This window comes from Enterobacter cloacae complex sp. P1B (assembly GCF_014982345.1).
Taxonomy (GTDB): domain Bacteria; phylum Pseudomonadota; class Gammaproteobacteria; order Enterobacterales; family Enterobacteriaceae; genus Enterobacter; species Enterobacter bugandensis.
Genome location: NZ_JADCLF010000026.1, coordinates 1 through 16,208, shown reverse-complemented (window position 1 = coordinate 16,208; position 16,208 = coordinate 1). Strand labels below are relative to the sequence as shown.

Sequence of the window (16,208 nt, the reverse complement as noted above, 5' to 3'; positions counted from 1 at the left end):
AGAGGTGTAAGATGGCTCACATCGAAAAACAGGCTGGCGAACTGCAGGAAAAGCTGATCGCGGTAAACCGCGTATCTAAAACCGTTAAAGGTGGTCGTATTTTCTCCTTCACAGCTCTGACTGTAGTAGGCGATGGTAACGGTCGCGTTGGTTTTGGTTACGGTAAAGCGCGTGAAGTTCCAGCAGCGATCCAGAAAGCGATGGAAAAAGCCCGTCGCAATATGATTAACGTCGCGCTGAACAACGGCACCCTGCAGCACCCAGTTAAAGGTGTTCACACGGGTTCTCGTGTATTCATGCAGCCAGCTTCAGAAGGTACCGGTATCATCGCCGGTGGTGCAATGCGCGCCGTTCTGGAAGTTGCTGGGGTTCATAACGTTCTGGCTAAAGCATATGGTTCCACCAACCCGATCAACGTGGTTCGTGCAACTATTGATGGCCTGGAAAATATGAATTCTCCAGAAATGGTCGCTGCCAAGCGTGGTAAATCCGTTGAAGAAATTCTGGGGTAATTGACCATGGCAAAGACTATTAAAATCACTCAAACCCGCAGTGCAATCGGTCGTCTGCCGAAACACAAGGCAACGCTGCTTGGCCTGGGTCTGCGTCGTATTGGTCATACCGTTGAGCGCGAGGATACTCCTGCTGTTCGTGGTATGGTCAACGCGGTTTACTTCATGGTTAAAGTTGAGGAGTAAGAGATGCGTTTAAATACTCTGTCTCCGGCCGAAGGCTCTAAAAAGGCGGGTAAACGCCTGGGTCGTGGTATCGGTTCTGGCCTCGGCAAAACCGGTGGTCGTGGTCACAAAGGTCAGAACTCTCGTTCTGGCGGTGGCGTACGTCGCGGTTTCGAGGGTGGCCAGATGCCACTGTACCGTCGTCTGCCGAAGTTCGGCTTCACCTCTCGCAAAGCAGCGATCACAGCGGAAATCCGTCTGTCTGACCTGGCGAAAGTTGAAGGCGGCGTTGTAGACCTGAACACGCTGAAAGCGGCTAACATTATCGGTATTCAGATCGAGTTCGCGAAAGTGATCCTGTCTGGTGAAGTTTCTACTCCGGTAACTGTTCGTGGCCTGCGTGTTACTAAAGGTGCTCGTGCTGCTATCGAAGCTGCTGGCGGTAAAATTGAGGAATAAGTAGCAGATGGCTAAGCAACCGGGATTAGATTTTCAAAGTGCCAAAGGTGGATTTGGCGAGCTGAAACGCAGACTGCTGTTTGTTATCGGCGCGCTGATTGTGTTCCGTATTGGCTCTTTTATTCCGATCCCTGGTATCGATGCCGCTGTACTTGCCAAACTGCTTGAGCAACAGCGAGGCACCATCATTGAAATGTTCAACATGTTCTCTGGTGGTGCTCTCAGCCGTGCTTCTATCTTTGCTCTGGGTATTATGCCGTACATTTCGGCATCGATTATTATCCAGCTGCTGACGGTCGTTCATCCGGCCCTGGCAGAGCTGAAGAAAGAAGGGGAGTCTGGACGTCGTAAGATTAGTCAGTACACCCGTTACGGTACTCTGGTGCTGGCAATATTCCAGTCGATCGGTATTGCTACCGGTCTGCCGAATATGCCTGGTATGCAGGGCCTGGTATTAAACCCAGGCTTTGCATTCTATTTCACCGCTGTTGTTAGTCTGGTCACAGGGACGATGTTCCTGATGTGGCTCGGCGAACAGATTACTGAGCGTGGTATCGGTAACGGTATCTCAATCATTATCTTCGCCGGTATCGTTGCGGGACTCCCGCCGGCCATCGCCCATACTATCGAGCAAGCGCGTCAAGGCGACCTGCACTTCCTCCTGTTGCTGTTGGTTGCAGTATTAGTATTTGCAGTGACGTTCTTTGTTGTCTTCGTTGAACGTGGTCAACGCCGCATTGTGGTGAACTACGCTAAGCGTCAGCAGGGTCGTCGTGTCTATGCTGCACAGAGCACACATTTACCGCTGAAAGTGAATATGGCGGGGGTTATCCCGGCTATCTTCGCTTCCAGTATTATTCTGTTCCCGGCAACCATCGCGTCATGGTTCGGGGGCGGTACTGGTTGGAACTGGCTGACAACAATTTCGCTGTATTTGCAGCCTGGGCAACCACTTTATGTGTTACTCTATGCGTCTGCGATCATCTTCTTCTGTTTCTTCTACACGGCGTTGGTCTTCAACCCGCGTGAAACAGCAGATAACCTGAAGAAGTCCGGTGCATTTGTACCAGGAATTCGTCCGGGAGAGCAAACGGCGAAGTATATCGATAAAGTAATGACCCGCCTGACTTTGGTTGGTGCGCTTTATATTACTTTTATCTGCCTGATCCCGGAGTTCATGCGTGATGCAATGAAAGTACCGTTCTACTTCGGTGGGACCTCACTGCTTATCGTTGTTGTCGTGATTATGGACTTTATGGCTCAAGTGCAAACTCTGATGATGTCCAGTCAGTATGAGTCTGCATTGAAGAAGGCGAACCTGAAAGGCTACGGCCGTTAATTGGTCGCCTGAGAAGTTACGGAGAGTAAAAATGAAAGTTCGTGCTTCCGTCAAGAAATTATGCCGTAACTGCAAAATCGTTAAGCGTGATGGTGTCATCCGTGTGATTTGCAGTGCCGAGCCGAAGCATAAACAGCGCCAAGGCTGATTATTTCGCATATTTTTCTTGCAAAGTTGGGTTGAGCTGGCTAGATTAGCCAGCCAATCTTTTGTATGTCTGTACGTTTCCATTTGAGTATCCTGAAAACGGGCTTTTCAGCATGGTGCGTACATATTAAATAGTAGGAGTGCATAGTGGCCCGTATAGCAGGCATTAACATTCCTGATCAGAAACATGCTGTGATCGCATTAACTTCGATCTACGGCATCGGCAAGACCCGTTCTAAAGCCATCCTGGCTGCAGCGGGTATCGCTGAAGATGTTAAGATCAGTGAGCTGTCTGAAGGACAAATCGACACGCTGCGTGACGAAGTTGCCAAATTTGTCGTTGAAGGTGATCTGCGCCGTGAAATCAGCATGAGCATCAAGCGCCTGATGGATCTTGGTTGCTATCGCGGTTTGCGTCATCGTCGTGGTCTGCCAGTGCGCGGTCAGCGTACTAAGACCAACGCACGTACCCGTAAGGGTCCGCGCAAACCGATCAAGAAATAATCGGGGTGATTGAATAATGGCAAAGGCACCAGTTCGTGCACGTAAACGTGTAAGAAAACAAGTCTCTGACGGCGTGGCTCATATCCATGCTTCTTTCAACAACACCATCGTTACTATTACTGATCGTCAGGGTAACGCATTGGGTTGGGCAACAGCCGGTGGTTCCGGTTTCCGTGGTTCTCGCAAATCCACTCCGTTCGCAGCTCAGGTTGCAGCAGAGCGTTGCGCTGAAGCCGTAAAAGAATACGGCATCAAGAATCTGGAAGTTATGGTTAAAGGTCCGGGTCCGGGTCGTGAATCTACTGTTCGCGCTCTGAACGCCGCTGGTTTCCGCATCACGAATATTACTGATGTGACTCCGATCCCTCATAACGGTTGTCGTCCGCCGAAAAAACGTCGCGTATAACGCTCGTTTTTTAGGTTAGTTGGAGATAGAAAATGGCAAGATATTTGGGTCCTAAGCTCAAGCTGAGCCGTCGTGAGGGCACCGACTTATTCCTTAAGTCTGGCGTTCGCGCGATCGATACCAAGTGTAAAATTGAACAAGCTCCTGGCCAGCACGGTGCGCGTAAACCGCGTCTGTCTGACTATGGTGTGCAGTTGCGTGAAAAGCAAAAAGTTCGCCGTATGTACGGTGTGCTGGAGCGTCAGTTCCGTAACTACTATAAAGAAGCAGCACGTCTGAAAGGCAACACAGGTGAAAACCTGCTGGCTCTGCTGGAAGGTCGTCTGGACAACGTTGTATACCGTATGGGCTTCGGCGCTACTCGTGCTGAATCACGTCAGCTGGTTAGCCACAAAGCAATCATGGTAAACGGTCGTGTTGTTAACATCGCTTCTTATCAGGTTAAAGCGAATGACGTTGTTAGCATTCGTGAGAAAGCGAAAAAGCAATCTCGCGTGAAGGCCGCTCTGGAGCTGGCTGAGCAGCGTGAAAAGCCAACCTGGCTGGAAGTTGATGCTGGCAAGATGGAAGGTACGTTCAAGCGTCAGCCTGAGCGTTCTGATCTGTCTGCGGACATTAACGAACACCTGATCGTCGAGCTTTACTCCAAGTAAAGCTTAGTACCAAAGAGAGGACACAATGCAGGGTTCTGTGACAGAGTTTCTAAAACCGCGCCTGGTAGATATCGAGCAAGTGAGTTCGACGCACGCCAAGGTGACCCTTGAGCCTTTAGAGCGTGGCTTTGGCCATACTCTGGGTAACGCACTGCGCCGTATTCTGCTCTCATCGATGCCGGGTTGCGCGGTGACCGAGGTTGAGATTGATGGTGTACTTCATGAGTACAGCACCAAAGAAGGCGTTCAGGAAGATATCCTTGAAATCCTGCTCAACCTGAAAGGGCTGGCGGTGAGAGTTCAGGGTAAAGATGAAGTTATTCTTACTCTGAATAAATCTGGCATTGGCCCTGTGACTGCAGCCGACATCACCCACGACGGTGATGTTGAAATCGTCAAGCCGCAGCACGTGATCTGCCACCTGACCGATGAGAACGCAGCTATTAGCATGCGTATCAAAGTTCAGCGCGGTCGTGGTTATGTGCCGGCTTCTGCCCGAATTCATTCGGAAGAAGATGAGCGCCCAATCGGCCGTCTGCTGGTCGACGCATGCTACAGCCCTGTAGAGCGTATTGCCTACAATGTTGAAGCAGCGCGTGTAGAACAGCGTACCGACCTGGACAAGCTGGTCATCGAAATGGAAACCAACGGCACAATCGATCCTGAAGAGGCGATTCGTCGTGCGGCAACCATCCTGGCAGAACAACTGGAAGCTTTCGTTGACTTACGTGATGTACGTCAGCCAGAAGTGAAAGAAGAGAAACCAGAATTCGATCCGATCCTGCTGCGCCCTGTTGACGATCTCGAATTGACTGTCCGCTCTGCTAACTGCCTCAAGGCAGAAGCTATCCACTATATCGGTGATCTGGTACAGCGTACCGAGGTTGAGTTGCTGAAAACGCCGAACCTGGGTAAAAAATCTCTTACCGAGATTAAAGACGTGCTGGCTTCACGTGGTCTGTCTCTGGGCATGCGCCTGGAAAACTGGCCACCGGCAAGCATTGCTGACGAGTAACCGGATCACAGGTTAAGGTTTTACTGAGAAGGATAAGGTCATGCGCCATCGTAAGAGTGGTCGTCAACTGAACCGCAACAGCAGCCATCGCCAGGCTATGTTCCGCAACATGGCAGGTTCACTGGTTCGTCATGAAATCATCAAGACGACCCTGCCTAAAGCGAAAGAGCTGCGTCGCGTAGTTGAGCCGCTGATTACTCTTGCCAAGACTGACAGCGTTGCTAATCGTCGTCTGGCATTCGCCCGTACTCGTGATAACGAGATCGTGGCAAAACTGTTTAACGAACTGGGCCCGCGTTTCGCGAGCCGTGCCGGTGGTTACACTCGCATTCTGAAGTGTGGTTTCCGTGCAGGCGACAACGCGCCGATGGCTTACATCGAGCTGGTTGATCGTTCAGAGAAAGCAGAAGCTGCTGCAGAGTAATCTGCAGTAACGTAAAAAAACCCGCCTCGGCGGGTTTTTTTATATCCGCATTATCCCCACTTCTCTACAATACCTGTATCAATTTTGTTCATCCCCTGGAGCTGATGATGTGGTTGCTTGACCAGTGGGCAGAACGCCATATTCGCGATGCCCAAAATAAAGGCGATTTCGACAATCTTCCCGGGAGCGGTGAACCTCTTGAACTGGAAGATGATTCGCATATTGCGCCTGAACTCCGGGCTGGATACCGTTTGCTAAAAAATGCTGGCTGCCTCCCGCCCGAGCTTGAGCAGCGCAGAGAGGCTGTTGAACTTGTCGATCTGCTAAAAGGGATCCGTCAGGACGATCCTCGACATAAAGAACTTAGCCGCAGGCTTGCTCTGATAGAGCTCAAGCTGCGCCAGGCAGGAATGAGCACGGAATTCCTGCATGGGGAATACGGTGAAATATTGATGAAGAAGATAAACGAGGAGTAGCGATGTACCGTATCGGTGAACTTGCAAAGCTCGCGAACGTAACGCCGGACACTATCCGATATTACGAAAAGCAGCAGATGATCGATCATGAGGTACGCACGGAAGGCGGCTTTCGGCTTTATACCGATAACGATCTGCAACGTCTGAGATTCATACGCTACGCCCGACAGCTTGGCTTCACGCTTGATTCGATCCGCGAGTTATTATCGATCCGCATCGATCCTGAGCATCACACTTGTCAGGAATCCAAAAGCATCGTGCAAGCCCGGCTTGAAGAAGTTGAAGCCCGTATTCTGGAGCTGCAAACCATGCAGCGCTCTTTGCAAAGGTTGAATGATGCCTGCTGCGGAACGGCTCATAGCAGTATTTATTGTTCAATTCTGGAAGCCCTTGAACAGGGAGCCAGTGGAGAAACTCGGGGATGTTGATTTTTAATCTACTCGGGTCTAGACTTCCGTCGTCATAAACCATGCTCAGGAGAAATTATGAGCCGCTATCAGCACACGAAGGGACAAATTAAAGATAATGCCATCGAGGCTTTACTTCACGACCCGCTTTTTCGACAGCGCGTTGAAAAGAATAAAAAAGGGAAGGGGAGTTATCTGCGTAAAGACAAACATGCAAAACGGGGTAACTGGGAGGCCAGTGGCAAGCAAGCGAAGCGCTTATTTACCACTGGCCTTCCTGTTTTTAACTGCTGATTAAACGCGGTTATTCTGCTCTTTTAACAGATCGCGAATTTCACTCAGTAACACTTCTTCTTTCGTTGGTGCTGGCGCTGCTGCTGGCTCTTCTTTTTTACGGTTGAGCCGGTTAATCAGCTTGATAGCCATAAAGATAGCAAACGCCACAATCACGAAATCAAATACGTTCTGGATAAACACGCCGTAGTGCATTACTACTGCCGGGATATCACCCTGGGCTTCGCGCAGCGTGAACGCGAACTGTTTGAAATCAATGCCCCCGATTAGCAGCCCTAAAGGTGGCATGATGATGTCCGCAACTAATGATGAAACAATCTTGCCGAATGCCGCACCAATAATGACACCCACTGCCAAATCAACCACGTTCCCGCGCATCGCAAATTCGCGAAATTCTTTAATAAAACTCATTATGTTCTCCTTGTGCCAGCTGACGACTATAAGTTTAACAAATGATTAGCTAATTGCCATGCGGGATAATTAAACGTTATGAAAATAAAAGGCACAGAAATAAAGAGGGTAAAGTGCGGGGCTCTATTGAGAGCCCCGACGTATTAAAGGAAGAATGGACTAGGCTGGAATAAACGTTCGACGTCGGTAATAAATTTTTTATCGGTAAGGAACATAATTACGTGGTCGCCTTGCTCAATACGCAAATTATCATTGGCGATCATAACGTCATTCCCGCGCACTACGGCGCCGATAATTGTTCCCGGCGGCAGCTTAATTTCGTCGATGGCGCGGCCCACAACGCGCGACGTGGTTTCATCTCCATGAGCTACCGCTTCAATGGCTTCTGCCACCCCGCGACGCAGAGATGAAACGCCGACAATGTCCGCTTTACGTACATGGCTCAGCAGAGCGGAAATGGTCGCCTGCTGCGGTGAAATGGCAATATCAATAACGCTGCCCTGAACCAGGTCGACATACGCCTTGCGCTGGATAAGCACCATGACCTTCTTTGCTCCCATACGTTTGGCGAGCATGGCGGACATAATATTCGCTTCGTCATCGTTGGTGACGGCAATAAAGAGATCAACTTGATCAATATGCTCTTCAGCCAATAATTCCTGATCCGACGCGTCGCCATAAAATACGATCGTATTTTGCAGTTTTTCCGCCAGCTCAGAAGCACGCTGTTGATCGCGCTCGATCAATTTCACGCTGTAGTCTTTTTCCAGCCTTCGCGCCAGGCCCGCGCCGATATTGCCACCGCCGACCAGCATAATGCGTTTATAAGGCTTTTCGAGACGCTGCAACTCACTCATCACCGCACGAATATGCTGAGAGGCCGCAATGAAGAAGACCTCATCCCCCGCTTCGACAATCGTGGAGCCTTGAGGGCGAATAGGTCTGTCGCGGCGGAAAATGGCGGCAACGCGCGTATCGATATGCGGCATGTGCTCACGCATTGTGGAAAGCGCATTGCCGATCAACGGGCCGCCGTAATAGGCCTTAACGACGGCAAGACTGACCTTACCTTCGGCAAAGTTCACCACCTGCAGTGCGCCTGGATATTCGATCAAACGATAGATATTGTCGATAACCAACTGTTCTGGCGCGATGAGATGGTCAATAGGAACCGCTTCTGAATTAAAGAGCTTCTCAGCATCGCGGACATAGTCCGGAGAACGGATGCGCGCGATTCGGTTAGGGGTGTTGAAAAGCGAGTAGGCCACCTGACAGGCCACCATATTGGTTTCGTCAGAACTGGTCACCGCAACGAGCATGTCTGCATCGTCGGCGCCTGCCTCGCGTAGCACGCGCGGGTGTGAGCCATGGCCCTGCACAACGCGAAGGTCAAATTTGTCCTGTAAAACGCGCAGACGATCCCCGTTGGTATCAACGATTGTGATGTCGTTGTTTTCGCCAACCAGGTTTTCCGCCAGCGTTCCGCCCACTTGTCCTGCGCCCAGAATGATAATTTTCATATCTCGTGACCTGTTCTCAACATCACTCTTTGATTAGCTTAGCGTAAAAGAAGCCATCGCCTTCTTCCGCGCCCGGCAGGTTTTGCTGACCCGGGCATTCAGGCGTTCCCGTATCGCGCAGCGTTGCGTCCGGGGTACGTTTAAGGAAGGCCGCGATTTGCTGGCTGTTTTCTTCTGGCAATACGGAGCAGGTTGCATAAACCAGCGTGCCGCCGGGTTTAAGATGTGGCCAGATTGCGTCAAGTATGTCCGATTGCAGTTGGGCAAGTTCCTTGATATCGCGATCGCGGCGCAGCCACTTGATATCCGGATGGCGACGAATCACGCCTGTTGCAGAGCAGGGCGCATCCAGCAAAATGCGGTCAAACTGGGTTTCACCACACCATTCTGCGGGCTTGCGTCCGTCGCCCTGCTTAACCTGAGCCTTCATGCCCAGACGCTTGAGGTTGTCGTAGACGCGTGACAGGCGCTGCTCATCGACATCCACGGCCATTACGCTGGCCTGCGGAGCCACTTCAAGAATGTGCGTTGTTTTTCCGCCAGGCGCGGCGCAAAGATCGAGGATCTGTTCCCCGTTTGCTGGTTCAAGCCAGGTCATGCAACCCTGAGCCGAGGCATCCTGTACGGTCACCCAGCCTTCATCAAAACCAGGTAAAGCATGTACCGGTGCAGGGGAGGCTAAACGCACGGCATCTGGATAGGCTGCATGCGTGAATCCACTCATTCCGGTTTCTTCCAGTAATGCCAGCCATGCGTCACGGGTGTGGTGATTACGGTTGACGCGTAACCACATCGGTGGACGTTGATTATTCGCTTCGGCAATGTTTTGCCATTGCTGCGGATACGCTTTTTTAAGGCGATTCAGCAGCCAGTCCGGGTGCAGAAAACGTGTTTCGCTTTGTGCAAATTCATCCAGTAGCTCATCCTGCTGACGCTGGAACTGACGCAGTACGCCGTTGATCAGCCCTTTCAACTGAGGGCGTTTAATCGCAACGGCACCTTCCACCGTTTCAGCCAGCGCGGCATGAGGTGGAATGCGGGTATGAAGAAGCTGATAAAACCCCACCATAATCAAATAATGTACGGTGCGCTGTTTGCCTGTCATTGGGCGCGACATCAGCTTATTAATGAGCCACTCAAGCTGAGAAAGGGTGCGTAGGACACCAAAGCAGAGTTCCTGGAGCAGAGCTTTGTCTTTATCAGATACCTTTTGTTGCAGGGGAGGCAGGATGTTACTCAATGACTGGCCCTGCTCGATAACCTGCTCAACGGCTTTGGCCGCCATACTGCGTAGATTTTGTTTTTTCATAACTATAAAAATAAAAATGCCCGGAAACACCGGGCTTTAAGCATATATTGGATTAGGCAAGACGATTACCCGGTATAAACCATTCGCGACGGGAATTTAATAGATCCTGAGCGCTCATGGCTTTCTTACCGGCCGGTTGCAGCGATTCAAGATTCAGGATCCCTTCTGCTGTCGCAACCTGGATACCGTTCTTGCTGGCGTCGATAATCGTGCCGGGTTCAGCAGCCGTATTGCCATTAATGACTGACGCTTTCCAGACTTTCACTGGCTGCTCATCAATCTCCATCCAGCTCATCGGCCACGGATTAAAAGCGCGGATGCAGCGTTCAAGTTGAGCGGCAGACAAGGACCAGTCGAGCCGGGCTTCTTCTTTACTCAGTTTTTCAGCATACGTCACCAGCGCCTCATCCTGAACTTCCGGTTTCGCCGTATTGTCAGCAAGCTGCTGCAGCGTCTCGATAAGCCCTTGCGGACCGAGGCCTGCAAGTTTGTCATACAGCGTAGCGCTGGTATCGTCTGCAGTAATAGGGCACGCCAGTTTATGCAGCATGTCGCCAGTGTCTAAACCTACGTCCATCTTCATGATTGTGACGCCGGTTTCAGCATCCCCCGCCCACAGGGAGCGCTGGATAGGTGCCGCACCACGCCAGCGCGGGAGCAAGGAGCCGTGCACGTTGATACAACCCAGACGAGGCATATCAAGCACCGCTTTTGGCAGAATTAAACCGTAAGCCACCACGACCATTACGTCGGCGTTCAGGTCAGCAACCAGCTGCTGATTTTCCTGAGGGCGTAAGGATGCGGGCTGGAAAACAGGAAGCCCATGCTCTTCTGCCAGCACCTTTACCGGGCTCGGCATCAGTTTTTTACCGCGACCAGCCGGACGGTCCGGCTGGGTAAAGACGCCGACAACCTGGTGACCAGAAGATAACAGCGCGTCAAGATGACGCGCTGCAAAATCAGGGGTTCCCGCGAAGATAATACGTAGTGTTTTAGACACGATGATCCTTGTATCCGGGGGGACGTTATGCGCGAGAGCGCAAACGATCCAGTTTCTCTACTTTTTGACGAATACGCTGCTGTTTCAACGGCGAGAGGTAATCGATAAACAGCTTACCGACCAGATGATCCATCTCATGCTGAATGCAAATTGCCAGCAGGTCATCTGCTTCCAGTTCGAACGGATTACCGTCACGATCCAAAGCGCGAATTTTCACTTTTTCGGCACGTGGCACCAAAGCGCGCTGTTCCGGAATAGAAAGACAACCTTCCTCAATGCCCGTTTCACCGCTCTTCTCAAGCAATTCAGGGTTGATCAGCACCAGACGCTCATCGCGATTTTCAGAAACGTCGATCACGATAATACGTTTGTGAATGTCTACCTGCGTCGCCGCCAGGCCAATGCCTTCTTCGGCGTACATGGTATCGAACATATCATCAACGATACGCTGGATTTCTGCATTCACTTCTTTAACCGGTTCAGCGACGATGCGAAGGCGCTCGTCCGGAATATGTAACACTTGCAAAACTGCCATAAATTTCCAGAGTCGTGTTCAGGAGTTGATAAGAATATTACTTCTATTCTAGACAAATCCCGGGTCGATTGACAGCATCAGTGACCAATCGCAATGATTGCGCAGGCCGCTTATGGCAGGGGGAAAGGATGACGTCTATCGAGATATGGCTACGGCTAATACACACAGGTTCATTATGTGGCGATGGAATGCTGGAAGCGGCTGCACGGCTGCACAAGCAAAAAAATATCGATGCTTCCGCTGTCAGAGACGCCGGGCTGTCAGCAAAACAGGCTGAACGGTTCTTTGCCCCAGATGAGGGTGAGCTGGAGCGTAGTCTGGTGTGGCTTGAGCAGCCGGGAAATCATTTATTGACGGCAACCCATCCGCTTTATCCTCCTTTACTTCGAGCAATTCCTGATTATCCCGGTGCTTTATTCGTAAAAGGTAACCCTGAAACGCTTAATGCTGCCCAGCTGGCGGTCGTGGGTAGCCGTGCGCCGTCATGGTATGGAGAACGATGGGGGAAAATTCTGTGCGAACAACTTTCGCAAAGTGGTATCACAATCACCAGCGGACTGGCCTGCGGTATAGACGGTGTTGCTCACAACGCCGCGCTGTCTGTAAAAGGGCGTAGCGTGGCCGTACTGGGGAACGGCCTGTTTAGCATTTATCCCCGTCGGCATCAGGCGCTGGCTATGCGGCTTATCGAAGCTGACGGGGCGATAGTGTCTGAATTCCCTCTTTCGGCGCAGCCCCGGCCGGCAAACTTTCCGCGTCGTAATCGAGTCATCAGCGGGCTTAGCCAGGGTGTATTGGTCGTTGAAGCAGCAGTGCGAAGCGGCTCGCTGGTCACTGCACGATGCGCGCTCGATCAGGGGAGGGAGGTTTTCGCCTTACCCGGCCCGATTGGTAACCCGGGGTGTGAAGGACCACACTGGCTGATAAAGCAGGGTGCAACGCCGGTAACAGAAGCGCGGGACATTCTTGAAAATTTGCAATATGGCTTGCAATGTCTGCAGGAAGATCCCGAAAAGCGACATTATTCATCAGATCAGGGAAAGGTGGCATTGCCATTTCCCAAGCTCCTGGCTAACGTAGGAGATGAGGTAACACCTGTTGACGTTGTCGCTGAACGTGCCGGCCAACCTGTGCCAGTAACGGTAGCACAGCTACTCGAACTGGAGTTAGCAGGGTGGATCGCAGCTGTACCCGGCGGCTATGTCCGATTAAGGAGGGCATGCCATGTTCGACGTACTGATGTATTTGTTTGAGACTTACATCCATAACGAAGCAGAAATGCGAGTGGATCAGGACAAATTGACACAGGATCTTACCGATGCGGGGTTTGAGCGGGAAGATATCTATAATGCGTTGATGTGGCTGGAAAAACTGGCTGATTATCAGGAAGGCCTCGCCGAACCGATGCAGCTTGCTTCTGACCCGTTGTCAGTACGCATTTATACCGCAGAAGAGTGTGAAAGGCTGGACGCCAGCTGCCGGGGATTCATCTTATTCCTTGAGCAGATTCAGGTGCTGAACCTCGAAACGAGAGAAATGGTGATAGAGCGTGTCATGGCGCTGGATACGGCAGAATTTGAACTGGAAGATCTGAAATGGGTGATTCTGATGGTTCTGTTTAATATCCCGGGCTGTGAAAATGCCTATCAGCAAATGGAAGAATTACTCTTTGAAGTGAATGAAGGTATGCTGCATTAATTCTATGTGTAGCACCAAGAGTTGTTATGGCCAAATCAGCACTATTCACGGTGCATAAAAACGAGCCCTGCCCGCAGTGCGGGGCTGAACTTGTTATTCGGTCCGGGAAACACGGCCCGTTTCTCGGTTGTTCACACTATCCGGAATGTGATTATGTCCGTCCTCTGAAAAGCCTGGCGGATGGACATATCGTCAAAATTCTGGAAGGACAGCTATGTCCTCTTTGTGGTGGTGAACTAGCGCTACGTCAGGGCCGTTTCGGTATGTTTATTGGCTGTAGCCGTTATCCGGAATGTGAGCATACGGAACAAATTGATAAGCCTGATGAAACGGCGATTGCGTGTCCTCAGTGTCAGCGCGGTCAGCTGGTACAGCGCCGTTCCCGCTATGGTAAGACCTTCCATTCCTGCGATCGCTACCCTGAATGCCAGTTCGTTATCAATTTCAAACCGGTAGCGGGCGTCTGCACTCATTGCAACTATCCGCTACTTTTCGAGAAGAAAACGGCGCAAGGTGTGAAACGCTTCTGCGCCAGCAAACAATGTGGAAAGCCGGTAACGGCGGATCAAAATAGTGAATAATAACCTGCCATCAGGCTCCATTGCGCATGCTGTGGACGTGCTGAAAAATGAAAAAGTCATCGCCTATCCAACTGAAGCTGTTTTTGGGGTCGGTTGCGATCCTGACAGCGAGACGGCTGTGAGCCGCCTGCTTGCCTTAAAACAAAGACCCGTAGAGAAAGGGTTGATTTTGATAGCTGCGAATTACGAGCAGCTTAAGCCCTACATTGATGACTCTATGCTGACACCGGCGCAGCGCGAGACTATTTTCTCCGCATGGCCCGGACCGGTGACCTTTGTTTTCCCGGCGCAGCCGACAACACCGCGCTGGCTGACCGGACGCTTTGACTCCCTCGCCGTTCGCGTCACCGATCATCCTCTGGTGGTTGAGCTTTGCCTGGCATTTGGTAAACCGCTGGTCTCAACCAGCGCCAACCTGACCGGATTGCCACCTTGTCGTACAACCGAAGAAGTGCTGGCACAGTTCGGAAATGACTTCCCGGTTGCTGTTGGAGAGACGGGAGGGCGCCTGAATCCGTCTGAAATTCGCGACGCTTTGACCGGCGAACGTTTTCGCCAGGGGTAATCTCATGGAAACCTATGCTGTTTTTGGTAATCCGATTGCACACAGCAAGTCACCGCTGATCCATCAGCAATTTGCGGAGCAGCTGCAGATAAATCATCCCTATGGCCGCGTACTGGCACCGGTAGATGCATTTATTCCAACGCTCGAGGCTTTTTTCGCCGCAGGTGGCAAAGGTGCGAATGTGACGGTTCCTTTTAAAGAGGAAGCTTTCGAACGTGCTGATGAACTGACCGAGCGCGCTTCTCTTGCTGGTGCAGTAAATACCCTAAAACGGCTTGAGGACGGACGTCTTCTGGGCGACAACACTGACGGAATAGGTTTGCTGAGCGATCTGGAACGACTGTCGTTTATTAAACCTGGGTTCCGGGTCCTGCTGATTGGTGCGGGTGGGGCATCGCGGGGAGTACTGTTGCCTCTGCTTTCCCTGGACTGTGCGGTGACCATTACCAACCGAACTTTTTCCCGGGCAGAAGCGCTGGCGGCGTTGTTTGCGCATACCGGCAGCGTAAGTGCGGTAGCGCTTGACGATCTTGCCGAACGTGAGTTCGATCTTGTCATTAATGCCACATCCAGCGGCATCAGTGGCGAGATCCCGGCGATCCCCGCTTCGCTGGTCAGCGCGCACATGTACTTCTATGACATGTTTTATCAGAAAGGGAATACGCCCTTCCTGAACTGGTGCGAACAACACGGTGCGAAACAGTTAGCCGATGGGCTGGGAATGCTGGTGGGGCAGGCTGCGCATGCGGTACTGCTCTGGCACGGGGTGTTGCCTGCAGTCGAGCCGGTCATTGAAAAGCTAAAGCAGGAGCTTTCGGCGTGAATCAGGCTATTCATTTCCCGGACAGAGAGAGCTGGGATGAGCATAAGCAGGCGGTCTGTTTTCCGGTGCTGGTGCATGGTATGCAGCTTACCTGTGCCATCCATGGAGAAGCGCTGTTACATCGTTTTGGCGGCACAGACCCGATAGCCGTTTTTTGCGAAAATCGCTGGGATCTGGAAGAGGAAGCCAGCGATTTAATCCGCGAGCAGCAGGAAGACGATCAGGGTTGGGTTTGGTTATCCTGATCCAAATAGTCATTCTTCCATTTTACGTAGTTGTTCGCCGAGTATTTTAATCCTTCTATCTCTGCCTCCTTCAGGGGGCGGATCTGTTTTACCGGGCTTCCCAGATAGAGATAACCACTTTCCAGACGTTTGTTCTGCGGAACCAGGCTACCGGCCCCAATCATTACGTCTTCTTCTACTATCACGCCATCCAGCAAAATCGATCCCATGCCAACAAGCACCCGATTACCGATAGTGCAGCCGTGAAGCATCACTTTATGTCCGACGGTAACATCATCTCCAATGATGAGGGGATTGCCCTCCGGGTTATAAGAGGATTTGTGCGTAACATGCAGAACGCTACCGTCCTGAATATTGGTACGGGCACCGATCGACACATAATTTACATCTCCCCTGATGGCGACGAGCGGCCAGATACTGACGTCATCGGCCATTCGGACATCACCAATGACCACGCTGGTGGCATCGATCATCACGCGATCGCCTTTTTGGGGGAACAGATCTTTATAAGGGCGTAATACTGCAGACATAACTACCTCTAAGGATGAGCGCTATACGGAAGACTTGATCATATTATTGGATCGAGGCAAGGCAAAATGCGTCAATATTTAAGCAGATCGGGCGGGATTTCAGCGAAAAGCGCGGAAAATCAGCAGTCGAAAAAAAAGATCTAAAAAACACTTGTGCTAAAAATTGGGATCCCTATAATGCGCCTCCATC

Annotated in this window: 25 protein-coding genes; 19 read left to right on the top strand and 6 right to left on the bottom strand. The window is 51.3% G+C overall.

Annotation, left to right across the window (positions count from 1 at the left end; genetic code table 11):
• Nucleotides 1–11: 11 nt before the first annotated feature.
• The 13 genes from rpsE to INF77_RS22825 all read left to right on the top strand — a co-directional run bounded on the left by rpsE (nt 12) and on the right by INF77_RS22825 (nt 6,801).
• Nucleotides 12–512 (top strand): 30S ribosomal protein S5, encoded by a 501-nt coding sequence (rpsE, locus tag INF77_RS22885; protein WP_003863299.1) that lies wholly within the window; start codon nt 12–14, stop codon nt 510–512.
• 6 nt (nt 513–518) lie between these two features.
• Nucleotides 519–698 carry a 50S ribosomal protein L30 gene (rpmD, locus tag INF77_RS22880; protein ID WP_003863301.1) on the top strand — a complete coding sequence of 60 codons (180 nt, stop codon included), beginning with the start codon at nt 519–521 and terminating at the stop codon, nt 696–698.
• A 3-nt stretch (nt 699–701) separates the two neighbouring features.
• The gene (rplO, locus tag INF77_RS22875; protein ID WP_014885468.1) at nt 702–1,136 is read left to right on the top strand and encodes a 50S ribosomal protein L15; all 435 of its coding nucleotides are present in this window, start codon (nt 702–704) and stop codon (nt 1,134–1,136) included.
• A gap of 7 nt (nt 1,137–1,143) precedes the next feature.
• The gene (gene secY / locus INF77_RS22870; RefSeq protein WP_003863305.1) at nt 1,144–2,475 is read left to right on the top strand and encodes a preprotein translocase subunit SecY; all 1,332 of its coding nucleotides are present in this window, start codon (nt 1,144–1,146) and stop codon (nt 2,473–2,475) included.
• A 31-nt stretch (nt 2,476–2,506) separates the two neighbouring features.
• Nucleotides 2,507–2,623, top strand: a complete 117-nt coding sequence (gene rpmJ, locus INF77_RS22865; protein WP_000868187.1) for a 50S ribosomal protein L36 — start codon at nt 2,507–2,509, stop codon at nt 2,621–2,623.
• Nucleotides 2,624–2,769: 146 nt separating this feature from the next.
• Nucleotides 2,770–3,126, top strand: coding sequence for a 30S ribosomal protein S13 (gene rpsM, locus INF77_RS22860; RefSeq protein ID WP_013099021.1), 357 nt, complete (start codon nt 2,770–2,772; stop codon nt 3,124–3,126).
• Between the two features lie 16 nt (nt 3,127–3,142).
• Nucleotides 3,143–3,532 carry a 30S ribosomal protein S11 gene (rpsK, locus tag INF77_RS22855; protein ID WP_003863312.1) on the top strand — a complete coding sequence of 130 codons (390 nt, stop codon included), beginning with the start codon at nt 3,143–3,145 and terminating at the stop codon, nt 3,530–3,532.
• 32 nt (nt 3,533–3,564) lie between these two features.
• Complete coding sequence (gene rpsD, locus INF77_RS22850; protein ID WP_004868345.1) at nt 3,565–4,185, top strand: 30S ribosomal protein S4; 621 nt, start codon at nt 3,565–3,567, stop codon at nt 4,183–4,185.
• A gap of 25 nt (nt 4,186–4,210) precedes the next feature.
• Complete coding sequence (gene rpoA, locus INF77_RS22845; protein ID WP_002919219.1) at nt 4,211–5,200, top strand: DNA-directed RNA polymerase subunit alpha; 990 nt, start codon at nt 4,211–4,213, stop codon at nt 5,198–5,200.
• 40 nt (nt 5,201–5,240) lie between these two features.
• Nucleotides 5,241–5,624: a 50S ribosomal protein L17 gene (rplQ, locus tag INF77_RS22840; protein WP_001216368.1), complete on the top strand. Its 384-nt coding sequence runs from the start codon at nt 5,241–5,243 to the stop codon at nt 5,622–5,624.
• A gap of 107 nt (nt 5,625–5,731) precedes the next feature.
• Nucleotides 5,732–6,100 carry a DUF1992 domain-containing protein gene (locus INF77_RS22835; protein WP_045630324.1) on the top strand — a complete coding sequence of 123 codons (369 nt, stop codon included), beginning with the start codon at nt 5,732–5,734 and terminating at the stop codon, nt 6,098–6,100.
• A 2-nt stretch (nt 6,101–6,102) separates the two neighbouring features.
• Nucleotides 6,103–6,528: a Zn(2+)-responsive transcriptional regulator gene (gene zntR / locus INF77_RS22830; protein WP_063438075.1), complete on the top strand. Its 426-nt coding sequence runs from the start codon at nt 6,103–6,105 to the stop codon at nt 6,526–6,528.
• Between the two features lie 57 nt (nt 6,529–6,585).
• The gene (locus tag INF77_RS22825; RefSeq protein WP_063438076.1) at nt 6,586–6,801 is read left to right on the top strand and encodes an alternative ribosome-rescue factor A; all 216 of its coding nucleotides are present in this window, start codon (nt 6,586–6,588) and stop codon (nt 6,799–6,801) included.
• Here INF77_RS22825 and mscL read toward each other — a convergent pair whose 3' ends face one another.
• The 5 genes from mscL to def form a co-directional block, all read right to left on the bottom strand.
• Nucleotides 6,802–7,212 carry a large-conductance mechanosensitive channel protein MscL gene (mscL, locus tag INF77_RS22820; RefSeq protein WP_028014631.1) on the bottom strand — a complete coding sequence of 137 codons (411 nt, stop codon included), beginning with the start codon at nt 7,210–7,212 and terminating at the stop codon, nt 6,802–6,804.
• Between the two features lie 143 nt (nt 7,213–7,355).
• Nucleotides 7,356–8,732, bottom strand: coding sequence for a Trk system potassium transporter TrkA (gene trkA, locus INF77_RS22815; protein WP_193532809.1), 1,377 nt, complete (start codon nt 8,730–8,732; stop codon nt 7,356–7,358).
• A gap of 22 nt (nt 8,733–8,754) precedes the next feature.
• Nucleotides 8,755–10,041, bottom strand: a complete 1,287-nt coding sequence (gene rsmB / locus INF77_RS22810) for a 16S rRNA (cytosine(967)-C(5))-methyltransferase RsmB (RefSeq protein WP_193532810.1) — start codon at nt 10,039–10,041, stop codon at nt 8,755–8,757.
• A 52-nt stretch (nt 10,042–10,093) separates the two neighbouring features.
• On the bottom strand, nt 10,094–11,041 hold the full coding sequence (gene fmt / locus INF77_RS22805) for a methionyl-tRNA formyltransferase (protein ID WP_047363717.1): 948 nt from the start codon (nt 11,039–11,041) through the stop codon (nt 10,094–10,096).
• Nucleotides 11,042–11,066: 25 nt separating this feature from the next.
• Nucleotides 11,067–11,576 carry a peptide deformylase gene (def, locus tag INF77_RS22800; protein ID WP_006812188.1) on the bottom strand — a complete coding sequence of 170 codons (510 nt, stop codon included), beginning with the start codon at nt 11,574–11,576 and terminating at the stop codon, nt 11,067–11,069.
• Nucleotides 11,577–11,704: 128 nt separating this feature from the next.
• On the opposite strand from def, the gene dprA reads away from it, so the two are divergent.
• The 6 genes from dprA to INF77_RS22770 are packed head-to-tail and all read left to right on the top strand — an operon-like array spanning nt 11,705 to nt 15,488.
• Nucleotides 11,705–12,829, top strand: coding sequence for a DNA-protecting protein DprA (dprA, locus tag INF77_RS22795; protein ID WP_193532811.1), 1,125 nt, complete (start codon nt 11,705–11,707; stop codon nt 12,827–12,829).
• The gene (gene smg, locus INF77_RS22790; RefSeq protein WP_008503477.1) at nt 12,801–13,274 is read left to right on the top strand and encodes a DUF494 family protein Smg; all 474 of its coding nucleotides are present in this window, start codon (nt 12,801–12,803) and stop codon (nt 13,272–13,274) included. The genes dprA and smg overlap by 29 nt, the downstream gene beginning before the upstream one ends.
• A gap of 26 nt (nt 13,275–13,300) precedes the next feature.
• The gene (locus tag INF77_RS22785; RefSeq protein ID WP_193532812.1) at nt 13,301–13,855 is read left to right on the top strand and encodes a type I DNA topoisomerase; all 555 of its coding nucleotides are present in this window, start codon (nt 13,301–13,303) and stop codon (nt 13,853–13,855) included.
• On the top strand, nt 13,848–14,420 hold the full coding sequence (gene tsaC / locus INF77_RS22780; protein WP_045630331.1) for an L-threonylcarbamoyladenylate synthase type 1 TsaC: 573 nt from the start codon (nt 13,848–13,850) through the stop codon (nt 14,418–14,420). The genes INF77_RS22785 and tsaC overlap by 8 nt, the downstream gene beginning before the upstream one ends.
• 4 nt (nt 14,421–14,424) lie before the next feature.
• A complete protein-coding gene (aroE, locus tag INF77_RS22775) occupies nt 14,425–15,243 on the top strand; it encodes a shikimate dehydrogenase (protein ID WP_028014625.1) in 819 nt (272 codons plus the stop codon).
• Complete coding sequence (locus INF77_RS22770; RefSeq protein WP_192972122.1) at nt 15,240–15,488, top strand: DUF1488 domain-containing protein; 249 nt, start codon at nt 15,240–15,242, stop codon at nt 15,486–15,488. The genes aroE and INF77_RS22770 overlap by 4 nt, the downstream gene beginning before the upstream one ends.
• Here INF77_RS22770 and INF77_RS22765 read toward each other — a convergent pair.
• On the bottom strand, nt 15,464–16,018 hold the full coding sequence (locus INF77_RS22765; protein WP_193532813.1) for a gamma carbonic anhydrase family protein: 555 nt from the start codon (nt 16,016–16,018) through the stop codon (nt 15,464–15,466). The two genes, INF77_RS22770 and INF77_RS22765, sit on opposite strands and share 25 nt — an antisense overlap.
• Between the last annotated feature and the right edge of the window lie 190 nt (nt 16,019–16,208).

Coding starts and splice junctions, on each gene's coding strand:
- rpsE (WP_003863299.1), top strand. CDS start 12: ATGGCTCACATCGAAAAACAGGCTGGCGAACTGCAGGAAAAGCTGATC.
- rpmD (WP_003863301.1), top strand. CDS start 519: ATGGCAAAGACTATTAAAATCACTCAAACCCGCAGTGCAATCGGTCGT.
- rplO (WP_014885468.1), top strand. CDS start 702: ATGCGTTTAAATACTCTGTCTCCGGCCGAAGGCTCTAAAAAGGCGGGT.
- secY (WP_003863305.1), top strand. CDS start 1,144: ATGGCTAAGCAACCGGGATTAGATTTTCAAAGTGCCAAAGGTGGATTT.
- rpmJ (WP_000868187.1), top strand. CDS start 2,507: ATGAAAGTTCGTGCTTCCGTCAAGAAATTATGCCGTAACTGCAAAATC.
- rpsK (WP_003863312.1), top strand. CDS start 3,143: ATGGCAAAGGCACCAGTTCGTGCACGTAAACGTGTAAGAAAACAAGTC.
- rpsD (WP_004868345.1), top strand. CDS start 3,565: ATGGCAAGATATTTGGGTCCTAAGCTCAAGCTGAGCCGTCGTGAGGGC.
- rpoA (WP_002919219.1), top strand. CDS start 4,211: ATGCAGGGTTCTGTGACAGAGTTTCTAAAACCGCGCCTGGTAGATATC.
- rplQ (WP_001216368.1), top strand. CDS start 5,241: ATGCGCCATCGTAAGAGTGGTCGTCAACTGAACCGCAACAGCAGCCAT.
- INF77_RS22835 (WP_045630324.1), top strand. CDS start 5,732: ATGTGGTTGCTTGACCAGTGGGCAGAACGCCATATTCGCGATGCCCAA.
- zntR (WP_063438075.1), top strand. CDS start 6,103: ATGTACCGTATCGGTGAACTTGCAAAGCTCGCGAACGTAACGCCGGAC.
- INF77_RS22825 (WP_063438076.1), top strand. CDS start 6,586: ATGAGCCGCTATCAGCACACGAAGGGACAAATTAAAGATAATGCCATC.
- mscL (WP_028014631.1), bottom strand. CDS start 7,212: ATGAGTTTTATTAAAGAATTTCGCGAATTTGCGATGCGCGGGAACGTG.
- trkA (WP_193532809.1), bottom strand. CDS start 8,732: ATGAAAATTATCATTCTGGGCGCAGGACAAGTGGGCGGAACGCTGGCG.
- rsmB (WP_193532810.1), bottom strand. CDS start 10,041: ATGAAAAAACAAAATCTACGCAGTATGGCGGCCAAAGCCGTTGAGCAG.
- def (WP_006812188.1), bottom strand. CDS start 11,576: ATGGCAGTTTTGCAAGTGTTACATATTCCGGACGAGCGCCTTCGCATC.
- dprA (WP_193532811.1), top strand. CDS start 11,705: ATGACGTCTATCGAGATATGGCTACGGCTAATACACACAGGTTCATTA.
- smg (WP_008503477.1), top strand. CDS start 12,801: ATGTTCGACGTACTGATGTATTTGTTTGAGACTTACATCCATAACGAA.
- INF77_RS22785 (WP_193532812.1), top strand. CDS start 13,301: ATGGCCAAATCAGCACTATTCACGGTGCATAAAAACGAGCCCTGCCCG.
- aroE (WP_028014625.1), top strand. CDS start 14,425: ATGGAAACCTATGCTGTTTTTGGTAATCCGATTGCACACAGCAAGTCA.
- INF77_RS22765 (WP_193532813.1), bottom strand. CDS start 16,018: ATGTCTGCAGTATTACGCCCTTATAAAGATCTGTTCCCCCAAAAAGGC.